We start from the raw sequence: 13,281 nt of genomic DNA on the forward strand, positions 1-13,281 counted from the left end.
CCCGCATGCCGTGGGCACCGCAACGTGGAGCCACTAGCCGATGGATCACTTCGCCGCCCTGCGTGCGCTGCGCGCCATCGTTGACGCGGGCAGTTTCACCGCGGCCGCTGAACGCCTGGGAACCACCCACTCGGCGATGTCACGGCAGCTGCGCCAGCTGGAAGAACATCTGCAGGTTCGCTTGCTCGATCGCAACAGCCGCCGGCTGTCATTGACCGAGGCCGGGCGCGACTACTATCGCGAGGCGGCAACGCTGCTGGACCGCCTGCAGGAGGCGGACGATCGTGCCCGCGCCGGGCAGGCGCAACCCCGTGGCAGGGTGCGGATCAGCGTGCCGCAGGTGGTGGCCAGCCAGGAGCTGCCGCATTGGTTGCCGTCCTTCCTGCAGCGCTACGCGCAGGTCGCGCTGGATCTGTCGGCCGATGATCAGCTCGTCGATGTCGTCGGTGGTGGCTTCGACCTGGCGCTGCGTATTGCAGCCTCGCTACCGGACAGCCAGCTGGTCGCGCGCGAACTGGCCAGCTGCTCGCGCATCCTGGTCGCTGCACCGTCCTACCTGGCGCGTCATGGCCTGCCGCGTCAGCCGTCGGACCTTGCGCAGCACGCGCTGCTGGGGTTCAGTCCTGCAGCGGCGATGTCGCCCTGGCAGCTGCAGGGGCCGCGCGGTGCCAGCGCGAGCATCGAGGCCGGGCAACGCCTGCGGGTGGATGCAACGCCGGCGCTGTATGCCGCCGCGCTGGCGGGCATGGGCATCAGCCTGTTCACCGCACTGACCGTGCAGGAAGACCTGCGCGCCGGTCGTTTGATCCGTGTGCTGCCCGCCTGGCACGCCGGGCAGCGGCGCTACTTCGCGCTGTATCCGCATGCGCGGGCGCTGGCGCCGAAAGTGCGCGCGCTGGTCGAGCACCTTGCGGCGCACTACGCTGCACAGGTGGGCGCGACTGGCTAGCCGGGAAATGCAGCGATGCGTAACAAAGAGAAAAGGGCGCCCAGAAGGCGCCCTTTGTCGTTTATGGCTCTATCCGGTTCAGCGCTGCTGGATCTTCGACAGCAGGCGCAGGAACTCCACATATAGCCAGACCAGGGTCACCATCAGGCCGAATGCGCCATACCACTCCATGTACTTCGGCGCGCGCTGGGCGACACCGGTCTCGATGAAGTCGAAGTCCAGCACCAGATTCAGCGCGGCCACGACCACCACGAACAGGCTGAAGGCGATGCCCAGCCAGCCGGAGTCATGGATCACCGGCACGTTGATGTTGAAGAAGCCCAGCACGAACGAGGCCAGGTAGAGCAGGGCGATGCCGCCAGTGGCCGCGATCACGCCCAGCTTGAAGTTCTCGGTGGCCTTGATCAGGCCGCTGCGGTACGCGAACAGCAGCGCGAACAGGGTGCCGAAGGTCAGCAGCACGGCCTGGAACACGATGCCGGGGAACTTGGCGTTGAACACGGCCGAGATGGCGCCGAGGAACAGGCCTTCCACCAGCGCGTACATCGGCGCGGTGACCGGCGACCATTCCTTCTTGAAGACGGTGATCAGCGCCAGCACGAGGCCGCCGATGGCGCCGCCCATGGCATACAGCTTGGCTCCGGCCATGACCTGGCCGTAGTCATCGATGGTCTGGTTCCAGGCGAAAGCGGCCGTCAGCACGGTCAACAGCAACAGGAAGCCGGTCTTGTTGACGGTGCCGTTGAGGGTCATTGCCTGGTCGGGGCTGGTCACCACCGAGCCGCTGGCGAGGTCGAGGAAGGTCGACTCGGAAAGAGCCGGATTGCCGCTGCGCATGCGTGTTCTCCGTGCGAATGAAAGGTCGGGACGGCCGTCCGGCCGATGTCTGCGAGCATAGCCGATGACCACGCATAGCGCCGTGGCGGTTTCATGGCTGGTCTCGCCTGCGTTGACAGCTCACGATGTGCTTGGCCACAATGAACGACTCCCCGGGCCTGGCCCGAGGGGATTGCAAGACCGGGGTATAGCGCAGTCTGGTAGCGCGCCTGCTTTGGGAGCAGGATGTCGGGGGTTCGAATCCCTCTACCCCGACCAATCCCACGTCACGTCGGATTGGACACCGTTCCGGTTCGGGCGCCCGTAGCTCAACTGGATAGAGCACCGGCCTTCTAAGCCGGCGGTTACAGGTTCGATTCCTGTCGGGCGCGCCATCGGCGAGTAACGGGATCGCATCGGCCGATGTGAAGAAGTGCTTGCAAAAGCGTAAAGACTCCACCAGAATATCGGACTCGCTTCGGCGGACCGGAACTTCGGTGACAGTCTCCAGGCAAAGGTTTCAAGTTCCGTCGCCAGCCGCATCGGCAGGAACAAGCGTTTCAGTGGTGGCTGTAGCTCAGTTGGTTAGAGTACCGGATTGTGATTCCGGTGGTCGGGGGTTCGAATCCCCTCAGCCACCCCACTGTTTCAACCGTGCCGGCGCAGCCGAAACGGTATTGCAATAAGAAGAATGCACGCTACAATGTGCGTCTGAGTTTCACGGGCCGTTAGCTCAGTTGGTAGAGCAGTTGACTCTTAATCAATAGGTCCAAGGTTCGAATCCTTGACGGCCCACCAAGACAGAAGCCACCTGGTGCGCCAGGTGGCTTTTTTCTTATAAGTGTGACTCCTTCATTTGGATGGATCACGCGTTGCAGGCCCCGCTCGGCGCGGATCTGCAACGGCAGCGGGATCGCAGTGCTGGTTTCAACGGCGTTGAAAAAAGTGCTTGCACCCACCGAGCGGATCGGGTCATAATTCGCGCCCCGATTTCGGGCTGTTAGCTCAGTTGGTAGAGCAGTTGACTCTTAATCAATAGGTCCAAGGTTCGAATCCTTGACAGCCCACCAGACGAAAGCCACTTGGTTCGCCAAGTGGCTTTTTTCTTGTCTGCGCGCCGGGTTGAGCGTGCGGATGCCTGCACGCCCGGTCGCACGTCATCCATGAATGGCGTGGATCTACTGAAGCGATGCTGAAATCAGGGGCATACGCGTCATCAGTGTTTTCAATGCTGTGCGCTGCTTCTCACCGCGTCGCGTCCTGTATCGCACCCAATGGATCTTCCGCGCCAGTGGCGCATGCAGAAGGAAGATGTTGATGGCTGATATCAATCGATTGCACCGCACGCTGTGGGTTCCCTTCGCGTTGCTGGCACTGGCGGCCTGCACGCCGGCCAACGATCCCGCGCAGACCGTCGAACGCGATGCTGGCACCGAGAGCGCTCCGGCGCGCCCGGTGGGTGAGGCCATGCAGATGCAGCCGGCTCAGCCCGCGGAAGGGGAGGCCCTGCCCGACGCGGTGGACGTGCAGCGCAATGCGGATGGTTCGGTGGACGTGCGCAAGGCCACGCCGGAGTCGGCGGCACTGCGGCGCACCGAAGACGGGGGCGTGGAGATCCGCAAGGTGGATCCTGCGGCCGAGTCGGGGTCCGATACGGCGCCGGCCAAGGCCAGGCCGCAGCAGTGAACCCTGCCACCCCGGATCAGCTTGCGCTCCCCGGGGTGGTCCAACGCGCGCGCCGCGCGATCGCCATGTTCAGTTTTGTGCAGGCCTTCCGATTCCTGCCATCGCCTGCGACAATGAACGCCTGAGCCGGCCACGCGAAAGTGGCGGAATTGGTAGACGCCCTGGATTTAGGTTCCAGTGCCGCAAGGCGTGGGGGTTCGAGTCCCCCCTTTCGCACCAGTGCCGGCCTGTCCCCGCCCTGATCGGGCCATCTGCGCCCCTTGACCGGCACGCGCTGGCAGTGCAGGCCGAATTGGGCGAAACTAAAGGGCTGCGGCAAGCAGGCGCGTCCCAGACGTCGCGTCCTTACAACCGTTTCATCCCAATCATCGAGCCGGGGGCGTGGGCCACCGGTGGCAGGAGTCAACATGCAAGCTTCGATCGAATCCACCGGCAACCTGGAACGCCGCCTGAGCTTCTCGCTGCCGGAAGAGCGTCTGCAGAGCCACATCGCCGGCCGCTTGGGCGAAATCGCCCGTACCACCCGCATCAAGGGGTTCCGTCCGGGCAAGGTGCCGGCCAAGGTGATCGAGCAGCGCTTCGGCGCGCAGGTCCGTGGCGAGGCGCTGGACGGCCTGCTGCGCGAAACCTTCGACGCGGCCGTGCGCGAGCACGACCTGCGCGTCGTCGGCAGCCCGCGCATCGACAAGGGCGACGAGGGTGAATTCTCCTTCGTGGCCACCGTGGAAGTGGTGCCGGACTTCGGCGACATCGACGTCAGCAAGCTGACCGTCGTGCGTCACACCGCCGAGATCACCGAAGCCGACATCGACCAGATGATCGAGAACCTGCAGAACCAGCGTCGTACCTGGGCCCCGGTCAGCCGTGGTGCACAGGAAGGCGACCTGGTCGCGGTGGAAACCTGGTCGCAGGCCGGCGAAGAGCGCCTGCCGGCCGAGGGTACCGAGAAGGGCTCGATCGTTCTCGGCCAGGGCATGATGTTCGACACCATCGAAAAGGGCCTGGTCGGCCTGGCCAAGGGCGAAGAGAAGACCCTGGACGTCGAGTTCCCGGCTGATTGGCGCGTGCCGGTGCTGGCCGGCAAGACCGTGCAGGTCACCGTCAAGGTTGCCGAAGTGTCCGAGCCGGTCGTGCCGGCGGTCGACGAAGCCTTCATCAAGAGCTTCGGCGTGAAGGGTGGCGACGTCGCGCAGTTCCGCAGCGACATCCGCGCCAACCTGGAGCGTGAGCTGAAGGGCGCGCTGATGAACCGCCTGCGCCGTGAAGTCGGCGAGCAGCTGATCGCGGCCTACTCGTCGGTCGAAATGCCGCCGCGCCTGGTCGAGAACGAAGCCCGCGCCATGCTGGCCCAGCAGGTCGAGCAGCTGCGCCGCAACGGCCAGAACGTCGGCGAGATCCCGGCCGATGCCCACGAAGGCTTCAAGGACGCTGCCGCCAAGCGCGTGCTGGTCGGCCTGCTGGTCGGTGAAGTGGCCCGCATCAACGACCTGCGCCTGGAAGCCAAGCGCCTGAACGAAACGATGCGTCTGATCGCTTCGACCTACGAAGAGCCGGAGCAGGTCATTGAGATGTACCGCAACGACCCCCAGCTGATGTCTGGCCTGCAGAACCGTGTGATGGAAGAGCAGGTGATCGACTGGATCGCCGAGCGTGCCCAGCACACCGAAGAGAAGCTCTCGTTCCAGGACGCGATCCGCCAGTAAGCCGGCGGATCACCGGATGCCCCGCGCCTTTGCCGGCGCGGGGTTGTTGCCCCCCAAGATAGGTACCTCACGTAATGGACAACCGAACCAAAGCCCTGAACCTGGTTCCGATGGTGGTCGAGCAGACCAGCCGCGGCGAGCGTGCCTACGACATCTATTCGCGCCTGTTGAAGGAGCGCCTGATCTTCCTCGTGGGCCCGATCGACGATCACATGGCCAACGTGGTGGTGGCGCAGTTGCTGTTCCTGGAATCGGAAAACCCGGAAAAGGACATCAACATCTACATCAACTCGCCGGGTGGCGTGGTCACCGCCGGCATGGCGATCTACGACACCATGCAGTACATCAAGCCGAATGTGAGCACCACCTGCATCGGCCAGGCCGCCTCCATGGGCGCCCTGCTGCTGGCCGCGGGCGAAGCCGGCAAGCGCTACGCGCTGCCGAACTCGCGCGTGATGATCCACCAGCCGCTGGGTGGCTACCAGGGGCAGGCCACCGACATCGACATCCATGCGCGAGAGATCCTGACCCTGCGTTCGCGCCTGAACGAGATCCTGGCCAAGCACACCGGCCAGTCGCTGGAGACGATCGCCCGCGACACCGAGCGCGACAACTTCAAGAGCGCCTTCGAGGCGCAGGCCTACGGTCTGGTCGACCAGGTCCTGGAGCGTCGTCCGGATGAGTCGATCCAGGCCGGTTGACCGGCCTTCACGGGGCCATGGAGGCCCCGTTCCTGCAGGGTCGGGCGGGACTGGTGTCCCCTCGGCCCTGTGCTATTCTCGAATCGAACCCCCGTTCAGCGGGTGGGGTAACTGGGTAAGCGAAGCATGAGCGAAGACCGCCAAGGTCGTTCCACGGACACCGGCAAGATCCTCTACTGCTCTTTCTGCGGCAAGAGCCAGCATGAAGTGCGCAAGCTGATTGCGGGTCCGAGCGTATTCATCTGCGATGAGTGCGTGGAGCTGTGCAACGACATCATCCGTGAGGAGCTTGAGGAGAAGGCGCAGTCGGCACGCAGTTCGCTGCCCAAGCCGCGCGAGATCCTCGAGGTCCTCGACCAGTACGTGATCGGCCAGAACCGCGCCAAGCGCACCCTGGCCGTGGCCGTCTACAACCACTACAAGCGCATCGAGAGCCGGCAGAAGAACGACGACGTCGAACTGGCGAAGTCGAACATCCTGCTGGTCGGCCCGACCGGTTCGGGCAAGACGCTGCTGGCCGAAACCCTGGCCCGCCTGCTCAACGTGCCGTTCACCATGGCCGACGCCACCACGCTGACCGAAGCCGGTTACGTGGGCGAGGATGTGGAGAACATCATCCAGAAGCTGCTGCAGAAGTGCGACTACGATGTCGAGAAGGCGCAGCAGGGCATCGTCTACATCGATGAAATCGACAAGATCTCGCGCAAGAGCGAGAACCCGTCGATCACCCGCGATGTATCCGGCGAAGGCGTGCAGCAGGCCCTGCTGAAGCTGATCGAAGGCACCGTGGCCAGCGTCCCGCCGCAGGGCGGCCGCAAGCATCCGCAGCAGGAATTCCTGCAGGTGGACACCAAGAACATCCTGTTCATCTGCGGCGGCGCGTTCGCCGGGCTGGACAAGGTCATCCAGGCCCGTTCCACCGACATCGGCAGCATCGGCTTCGGTGCCAAGGTGAAGAGCAGCGAGCGCAAGCAGGAAGTGGGCAAGGTGCTGGCTGAGGTCGAGCCGGAAGACCTGATCAAGTTCGGCCTGATTCCCGAGTTCGTCGGCCGCCTGCCGGTGGTCGCGACCCTGGAGGAGCTGGACGAGCCGGCCCTGATCAAGATCCTGACCGAGCCGAAGAACGCCATCACCAAGCAGTTCAAGAAGCTGTTCGAGATGGAGAATGTCGAGCTGGAGTTCCGTCCGGACGCGTTGTCGGCCATCGCCAGGAAGGCGCTCAAGCGCAAGACCGGCGCCCGTGGCCTGCGCACCATCGTCGAATCGGTCCTGCTGGACACCATGTATGACCTGCCGTCGCAGGAGAACGTCAGCAAGGTGGTGGTGGACGAATCGGTGATCGAGCACAAGTCCGAGCCGTACCTGATCTACCAGACCCCGGCGGCCCCTGAACAGAAGGCCGCAGGCGCCGAGTGATCCTTCCAGGTTGTTGATTGGAAAGGATTTTAAAGGAATGCCTTGCATCTGAAAGCCGATGGCCCCATAACGGGGCCATCGGCTTTTTTTGTCTCCGGAAGATGCCCTCCCGGAGGCGGTTTTCCCCCTTCCCTGGAGCCCCCATGGCCCGTTCCCCAAGTGAAACCCTCGACCTGCCGGTCCTGCCGCTGCGCGACGTAGTGGTGTTCCCGCACATGGTCATCCCGCTGTTCGTCGGCCGTGACAAGTCCATGCACGCGCTCGAACAGGCAATGGAGGCGGACAAGCGCATCCTGCTGCTGGCGCAGAAGTCGGCCGAAACCGACGACCCGCATGCGGCCGACCTCTACCAGGTCGGCACGCTGGCGCAGGTGCTGCAACTGCTGAAGCTGCCCGACGGCACCATCAAGGTGCTGGTCGAAGGCCTGTCGCGCGTGCAGGTCACCCACGTCGACGAGCGCAACGGCTCGCTGCACGGCCAGGCGGTGGAGATCGAGGCCACCGACGAGCGCGAAGCGCGCGAGGTCGAGGCCATCGCCCGCTCGCTGATGTCGCTGTTCGAGCAGTACGTGAAGACCAACCGCAAGCTGCCGCCGGAGCTGCTGCAGACGCTGTCGGGCATCGATGAGCCGGCGCGCCTGGCCGACACCATCGCTGCGCACATCAGCGTGCGCCTGGCCGACAAGCAGCGCCTGCTGGAAACGCTGGCCGTCGGTGACCGCCTGGAGATGCTGGTCGGCCTGGTCGACGGCGAGATCGACGTGCAGCAGATGGAGAAGCGCATCCGCGGCCGCGTGAAGTCGCAGATGGAGAAGAGCCAGCGCGAGTACTACCTTAACGAACAGATGAAGGCCATCCAGAAGGAACTGGGTGACCTGGACGACGCGCCGGGCGAGCTGGAAGAACTGGCCCGCAAGATTGCCGAGGCCGGCATGCCGAAGGCGGTTGAAGCGAAGGCGCGCAATGAACTGAACAAGCTCAAGCAGATGTCGCCGATGTCGGCTGAAGCCGCCGTCGTGCGCAACTACCTGGAGTGGCTGCTGGGCGTGCCGTGGAAGAAGCGCAGCAAGGTGCGCAAGGACCTGAAGGTGGCGCAGGACACCCTCGATGCCGATCACTACGGCCTGGAGAAGGTCAAGGAGCGCATCCTTGAATACCTGGCGGTGCAGTCGCGCGTGAAGCAGATGAAGGGCCCCATCCTGTGCCTGGTCGGGCCGCCGGGCGTGGGCAAGACCTCGCTGGGCCAGTCCATCGCCAAGGCCACCAACCGCAAGTTCGTGCGCATGTCGCTGGGCGGCGTGCGTGACGAGGCCGAGATCCGTGGCCACCGCCGTACCTACGTCGGTTCGATGCCCGGCCGCATCGTGCAGAACCTCAACAAGGTTGGCAGCAAGAACCCGCTGTTCGTGCTGGACGAGATCGACAAGATGTCGATGGACTTCCGTGGCGATCCGTCGTCGGCGCTGCTGGAGGTGCTCGACCCGGAGCAGAACAACGCGTTCAACGACCACTACCTGGAAGTGGACCTGGACCTGTCCGAAGTGATGTTCGTGGCCACCTCGAACTCGCTCAACATTCCCGGCCCGCTGCTGGACCGCATGGAAGTGATCCGCATCCCCGGCTACACCGAGGACGAGAAGCTCAACATCGCCACCCGTTACCTGGTGCCCAAGCAGGTCAAGGCCAACGGCCTGCAGCCGGAAGAACTGGAGATCGGCAGTGACGCCATCCAGGACATCGTGCGCTACTACACGCGCGAATCGGGCGTGCGCAACCTGGAACGCGAGATCGCCAAGATCTGCCGCAAGGTGGTGAAGGAGATCGCGCTGGCCGGCCCGCAGCCGGTGAAGGCGAAGAAGGGCGCGAAGAAGCCCAAGGCGCTGGTCAATGTGTCCAGCAAGAACCTGGACAAGTACCTGGGCGTGCGTCGCTTCGACTTCGGCCGTGCCGAGGAAGAGAACGAGATCGGCCTGGTCACCGGCCTGGCCTGGACCGAGGTCGGTGGCGATCTGCTGCAGATCGAATCGACACTGGTGCCGGGCAAGGGCCAGCTGATCCTGACCGGCCAGCTCGGCAACGTAATGAAGGAATCGGCGTCGGCCGCGCTGTCGGTGGTGCGTTCGCGCGCCGTGGGCTTCGGCATCGACAGCGACTTCCTGCAGAAGCACGACGTGCACCTGCACGTGCCCGATGGCGCTACGCCGAAGGACGGCCCGAGTGCCGGCGCGGCGATGGTCACCTCGCTGGTATCGATGCTGACCAAGGTGCCGGTGCGTGCCGACGTGGCGATGACCGGTGAGATCACCCTGCGTGGCCGTGTCACCGCCATCGGCGGCTTGAAGGAAAAGCTGCTGGCCGCATTGCGGGGCGGCATCCGCACGGTCATCATTCCGGAAGAGAACCGCAAGGACCTTGCAGACATTCCGGCAAACGTTACCCGCGATCTGCAGATCGTGCCGGTGAAGTACATAGAGGAAGTGCTGGACCTGGCGTTGGAGCGCCCGTTGGCACCGAAGAAGGCACGCAAGAGTGCGCAGCGTGTCACGGTGCGCAGCAAGGCCAAACCGAGTGGAAGTGCGCGCGTCAAGCATTGACGCGCACCGTCCAATGGCCCGAAACCCGCGTCGTTGCTGGCTTTCCAGCTTGCGTGGGGGTAGGGCCACTGGTATAAAAGCAGCACTCGCGAATGAGTGATCGCTGTCAGCGATGACTGAATCGGCGAACCGTTTCCACATGGCGGCCGCATGCAGAAGGCGTGCGGTTGCTTCCCTGTCGAATAAGCGGAACCCACCGCCAAAGGAGTTGTAGAGAATGAACAAGACCGAATTGATCGATGCCGTTGCTGAAGCTGCGGACCTGACCAAGGCCGAGTCCAGCCGCGCTGTCGATGCCGTCGTTGCTGCCATCACCAAGGCGCTGAAGGACGGCGATGCGGTCACCCTGGTTGGCTTCGGTACCTTCCAGGTCCGCGACCGTGCTGCCCGCACCGGCCGCAACCCGAAGACCGGCGACACCATCAAGATCGCTGCTTCGAAGAATCCGTCGTTCAAGGCTGGCAAGGCTCTGAAGGATGCTGTAAACTAAGCGGCTCGCTGGGGTGCTTAGCTCAGCGGTAGAGCGTCTCCTTTACACGGAGAGGGTCGGGGGTTCGAAACCCTCAGCACCCACCACAGCACCGCGGTAACGTTTGAGTGTGGAGCGGTAGTTCAGCTGGTTAGAATGCTGGCCTGTCACGCCGGAGGTCGCGGGTTCGAGTCCCGTCCGCTCCGCCATTCAACGAGGCCTCCGGCCAAAAGCTGGAGGCTTTGTTTTCTCCCAGGTCCAGGCCGATGGGAAAACAAAAAAGCAACAATGCGGAGCGGTAGTTCAGCTGGTTAGAATGCTGGCCTGTCACGCCGGAGGTCGCGGGTTCGAGTCCCGTCCGCTCCGCCACTACATCAAGGCCCCCGGCCTAAAGCTGGGGGCCTTGTCTTCTCCCCGGAAGGTTCGGGAAGAAGGCGAATAGGTTCTTGCAAGAACGGAGCGGTAGTTCAGCTGGTTAGAATGCTGGCCTGTCACGCCGGAGGTCGCGGGTTCGAGTCCCGTCCGCTCCGCCATTGCAGAGTCTTAAATCCCTGTGAAAAAACTTTGAAAAAAGTGTTCATCGGGCTGGGTTTCCAGGGAGTCTTTGGATATACTGGGCGCCTGCAAAGTTTCAGCGCGGAGCGGTAGTTCAGCTGGTTAGAATGCTGGCCTGTCACGCCGGAGGTCGCGGGTTCGAGTCCCGTCCGCTCCGCCAACTCTAAAAGCCCTCGGCGCAAGCCGGGGGTTTTTTCTTTAGCCCGTCGCAAAGTGATGCGCAGGCCGCGCCGCCGCTGCTTTTGGTCCCTGCGGCGAAGCGGGTTACACTGCCGGGCTCGCCAATCAGGCCTTGTGATTCCTCACCATGCTGCAGAAACTCCGCGACAAGACCTCAGGCTGGATCGTCACCGTGATCCTGGGGCTGCTGATGATTCCGTTCCTGTTCGTGATCGACAACAGTTACCTCGGTGGCGTTGGCGCTCAGAACGTGGCCAAGGTTTCCGCCCCGCCGACCTGGTGGCGTTCGGCACCGTCGTGGTGGCCGGTGCGCATGCTGTGGCAGCACCATGAGATCAGCGCGCAGGATTTCCGCACCCGTTTCGAGCAGGAGCGCATGCGTGAGCGCCAGCAGCAGGGCGAGAACTTCGACCCGCGCGCTTTCGAGAGCACCGAAAACAAGCTGGCCGTGCTCGACCAGCTGATCGATGAGCAGGTCGTGCGCCTGGTCGGTGAACAAGCCGGCGTTGTCATTGGCGATGGTGCGGTGCGCGAGTACATCGCCACCATCCCGGCCTTCCTCGATTCGAACGGCAAGTTCAACGAAAACAACTATCGCCTGGCCCTGGCCGGTGGCAATCCGCCGCGTACCCCGACCCAGTTCCAGGAACTGGTGCGCGAGAGCCTGCAGCAGTCGGTGATCCCGTCGGGCCTGCAGAATTCGGGCTTTGTCACCCAGGCCGAAACCGAGCGCCTGCTGAAGCTGCTGGGTGAAACCCGCGACGTCGAACTGGCCGCGCTGCCGGAAGTACCGGCTGACACCGCGCCGGTGACTGACGCGCAGATCAAGCAGTGGTACGACAGCCACGGCAAGGATTTCCGCCAGGCCGAGAGCGTCTCGCTGGAATACGTCGAGATCAACGGTGCGAACCTGCCGGCACCGACTCCGGCCGATGAAGCGACCCTGCGCAAGCGCTATGAAGAAGAAAAGGCGAAGTTCACCTCGCCGGAGCAGCGCCAGGCCTCGCACATCCTGATCACCGGTGACGGCGCCGAAGCCAAGGCGAACAAGATCGCTGCCGAAGCCAAGGCGGCCGGTGCCGACTTCGCTGCGCTGGCCAAGGCCAATTCGGAAGATCCGGGCTCCAAGGACCAGGGCGGTGACCTGGGCTGGGTCGAGCGCGGTGCGATGGTCAAGCCGTTCGAAGACGCACTGTTCGCTGCCAAGGCCGGTGACGTGATCGGCCCGGTCAAGACCGACTTCGGCTACCACATCATCAAGGTCGCCGCGGTGCGTGGCGGCGAAGGCAAGTCGTTCGAGGAAGTACGTGACACGCTGGCCGCCGAGCAGCTGAAGGCCGACGGCGAACGCGGCTTCAACGAGCTGGCCGGTCGTCTGGTGGATGCCATCAACAAGAGCCCGAGCGATCTGGCCGCTGCGGCCAAGGAAGTCAACCTGCCGCTGCAGACCCTGGGGCCGATCACCCGCGCAACCGCCAGTGGCATCGCCGCTGACCCGGCCGTGCTGCGTGCCGCCTTCTCTGAAGTGCTGGTGCAGGACGGCACTGCCAGCGACCCGATTGCGCTTGGCGGCGCGACCAACCACAGTGTGGTCATCCGAGTGGCCGCCCATACCCCGGAACAGGCCCTGCCGCTGGACAAGGCCCGCGAGCAGGTGATCGCCGCGATCCGCGCTGACCGCCAGCGCCAGGCCAGCGACAAGGCCGCCGACGCTGTGCTGGCCAAGCTGAAGGCGGGCGCCACCCTGCAGTCGCTGGCCGCAAGCGAGAAGCTGCAGCTGAGCCCGATGCCGGGCCTGCCGCGCAGCCAGCCGGTGCCGACCCCGGAAATCAACCGCGCCATCTTCAGCGCGCCTGTGCCGGCCGAAGGCAAGCCGAGCTACGGCAAAGTCGACGTCAACGGTCACGCGCTGCTGTTTGCAGTGAACAAGGTCAACCCGGGCGACATCAAGGAAGTGACCGCCGAGCAGCAGAAGCAGCTCAAGGAGCAGCTGAGCCAGATCGATGGCATGGCCGCAGCCAAGGCCTACGTGGATGCGATGCGCAAGAAGTTCATGATCCAGACCACCGAAGCGAACCTGTAAGCCTCGCGGCGAGCAGATCGAAGAAGGCCCGGCATTGCCGGGCCTTTTTTGTCTTCGCGTCGTTTGTGTCGCGCTTGCGCTTTGGCAGTGGTCGAGCTTGCTCGACTCCTTTTGTAGAGTCGAGCCGTG

General features: G+C 64.0%; 9 protein-coding genes and 11 tRNA genes. 19 read left to right on the forward strand and 1 reads right to left on the reverse strand.

The window, feature by feature from the left end; translation table 11 throughout:
- Nucleotides 1-40: 40 nt before the first annotated feature.
- The gene (locus ROV95_RS07335) at nt 41-949 is read left to right on the forward strand and encodes a LysR family transcriptional regulator (protein WP_312543744.1); all 909 of its coding nucleotides are present in this window, start codon (nt 41-43) and stop codon (nt 947-949) included.
- A 78-nt stretch (nt 950-1,027) separates the two neighbouring features.
- Here the strand turns inward: ROV95_RS07335 and ROV95_RS07340 are convergent, their stop codons facing one another.
- Nucleotides 1,028-1,786, reverse strand: coding sequence for a Bax inhibitor-1/YccA family protein (locus ROV95_RS07340; RefSeq protein WP_021202979.1), 759 nt, complete (start codon nt 1,784-1,786; stop codon nt 1,028-1,030).
- A gap of 181 nt (nt 1,787-1,967) precedes the next feature.
- Here ROV95_RS07340 and ROV95_RS07345 point away from each other — a divergent pair.
- The 18 genes from ROV95_RS07345 (at nt 1,968) to ROV95_RS07430 (ending at nt 13,152) form a co-directional block, all read left to right on the forward strand.
- Nucleotides 1,968-2,044: transfer RNA gene (locus ROV95_RS07345), tRNA-Pro, on the forward strand.
- Between the two features lie 39 nt (nt 2,045-2,083).
- Nucleotides 2,084-2,160 (forward strand) — tRNA-Arg (locus ROV95_RS07350).
- 171 nt (nt 2,161-2,331) lie between these two features.
- Nucleotides 2,332-2,408 (forward strand) — tRNA-His (locus tag ROV95_RS07355).
- A gap of 79 nt (nt 2,409-2,487) precedes the next feature.
- A tRNA-Lys gene (locus ROV95_RS07360) sits at nt 2,488-2,563 on the forward strand.
- A gap of 196 nt (nt 2,564-2,759) precedes the next feature.
- Nucleotides 2,760-2,835, forward strand: a tRNA-Lys gene (locus ROV95_RS07365).
- 247 nt (nt 2,836-3,082) lie between these two features.
- Nucleotides 3,083-3,451, forward strand: coding sequence for a hypothetical protein (locus ROV95_RS07370; RefSeq protein WP_019659530.1), 369 nt, complete (start codon nt 3,083-3,085; stop codon nt 3,449-3,451).
- Nucleotides 3,452-3,585: 134 nt separating this feature from the next.
- A tRNA-Leu gene (locus ROV95_RS07375) sits at nt 3,586-3,670 on the forward strand.
- A gap of 188 nt (nt 3,671-3,858) precedes the next feature.
- Nucleotides 3,859-5,154, forward strand: a complete 1,296-nt coding sequence (tig, locus tag ROV95_RS07380) for a trigger factor (protein WP_019659529.1) — start codon at nt 3,859-3,861, stop codon at nt 5,152-5,154.
- A gap of 74 nt (nt 5,155-5,228) precedes the next feature.
- Nucleotides 5,229-5,855: an ATP-dependent Clp endopeptidase proteolytic subunit ClpP gene (clpP, locus tag ROV95_RS07385; protein WP_019659528.1), complete on the forward strand. Its 627-nt coding sequence runs from the start codon at nt 5,229-5,231 to the stop codon at nt 5,853-5,855.
- 126 nt (nt 5,856-5,981) lie between these two features.
- Nucleotides 5,982-7,271, forward strand: coding sequence for an ATP-dependent Clp protease ATP-binding subunit ClpX (gene clpX, locus ROV95_RS07390; protein ID WP_049466059.1), 1,290 nt, complete (start codon nt 5,982-5,984; stop codon nt 7,269-7,271).
- A gap of 143 nt (nt 7,272-7,414) precedes the next feature.
- Nucleotides 7,415-9,865 carry an endopeptidase La gene (gene lon, locus ROV95_RS07395; protein WP_021202276.1) on the forward strand — a complete coding sequence of 817 codons (2,451 nt, stop codon included), beginning with the start codon at nt 7,415-7,417 and terminating at the stop codon, nt 9,863-9,865.
- 217 nt (nt 9,866-10,082) lie between these two features.
- On the forward strand, nt 10,083-10,355 hold the full coding sequence (locus ROV95_RS07400; protein WP_005408270.1) for an HU family DNA-binding protein: 273 nt from the start codon (nt 10,083-10,085) through the stop codon (nt 10,353-10,355).
- A gap of 11 nt (nt 10,356-10,366) precedes the next feature.
- Nucleotides 10,367-10,441, forward strand: a tRNA-Val gene (locus ROV95_RS07405).
- A 25-nt stretch (nt 10,442-10,466) separates the two neighbouring features.
- A tRNA-Asp gene (locus ROV95_RS07410) sits at nt 10,467-10,543 on the forward strand.
- A gap of 83 nt (nt 10,544-10,626) precedes the next feature.
- Nucleotides 10,627-10,703: transfer RNA gene (locus ROV95_RS07415), tRNA-Asp, on the forward strand.
- A gap of 87 nt (nt 10,704-10,790) precedes the next feature.
- Nucleotides 10,791-10,867, forward strand: a tRNA-Asp gene (locus tag ROV95_RS07420).
- A 105-nt stretch (nt 10,868-10,972) separates the two neighbouring features.
- Nucleotides 10,973-11,049 (forward strand) — tRNA-Asp (locus ROV95_RS07425).
- Between the two features lie 147 nt (nt 11,050-11,196).
- Nucleotides 11,197-13,152 carry a peptidyl-prolyl cis-trans isomerase gene (locus ROV95_RS07430; RefSeq protein WP_021204523.1) on the forward strand — a complete coding sequence of 652 codons (1,956 nt, stop codon included), beginning with the start codon at nt 11,197-11,199 and terminating at the stop codon, nt 13,150-13,152.
- Nucleotides 13,153-13,281 lie beyond the last annotated feature (129 nt).

Origin of the sequence: Stenotrophomonas maltophilia group sp. msm1 (genome assembly GCF_032025805.1) — a bacterium.
GTDB classification, from domain to species: Bacteria; Pseudomonadota; Gammaproteobacteria; order Xanthomonadales; family Xanthomonadaceae; genus Stenotrophomonas; species Stenotrophomonas hibiscicola.

Bases quoted from the DNA above. Each gene is read 5' to 3' on its own strand.
- ROV95_RS07335 (WP_312543744.1), top strand. From the start codon at position 41: ATGGATCACTTCGCCGCCCTGCGTGCGCTGCGCGCCATCGTTGACGCG.
- ROV95_RS07340 (WP_021202979.1), bottom strand. From the start codon at position 1,786: ATGCGCAGCGGCAATCCGGCTCTTTCCGAGTCGACCTTCCTCGACCTC.
- ROV95_RS07370 (WP_019659530.1), top strand. From the start codon at position 3,083: ATGGCTGATATCAATCGATTGCACCGCACGCTGTGGGTTCCCTTCGCG.
- tig (WP_019659529.1), top strand. From the start codon at position 3,859: ATGCAAGCTTCGATCGAATCCACCGGCAACCTGGAACGCCGCCTGAGC.
- clpP (WP_019659528.1), top strand. From the start codon at position 5,229: ATGGACAACCGAACCAAAGCCCTGAACCTGGTTCCGATGGTGGTCGAG.
- clpX (WP_049466059.1), top strand. From the start codon at position 5,982: ATGAGCGAAGACCGCCAAGGTCGTTCCACGGACACCGGCAAGATCCTC.
- lon (WP_021202276.1), top strand. From the start codon at position 7,415: ATGGCCCGTTCCCCAAGTGAAACCCTCGACCTGCCGGTCCTGCCGCTG.
- ROV95_RS07400 (WP_005408270.1), top strand. From the start codon at position 10,083: ATGAACAAGACCGAATTGATCGATGCCGTTGCTGAAGCTGCGGACCTG.
- ROV95_RS07430 (WP_021204523.1), top strand. From the start codon at position 11,197: ATGCTGCAGAAACTCCGCGACAAGACCTCAGGCTGGATCGTCACCGTG.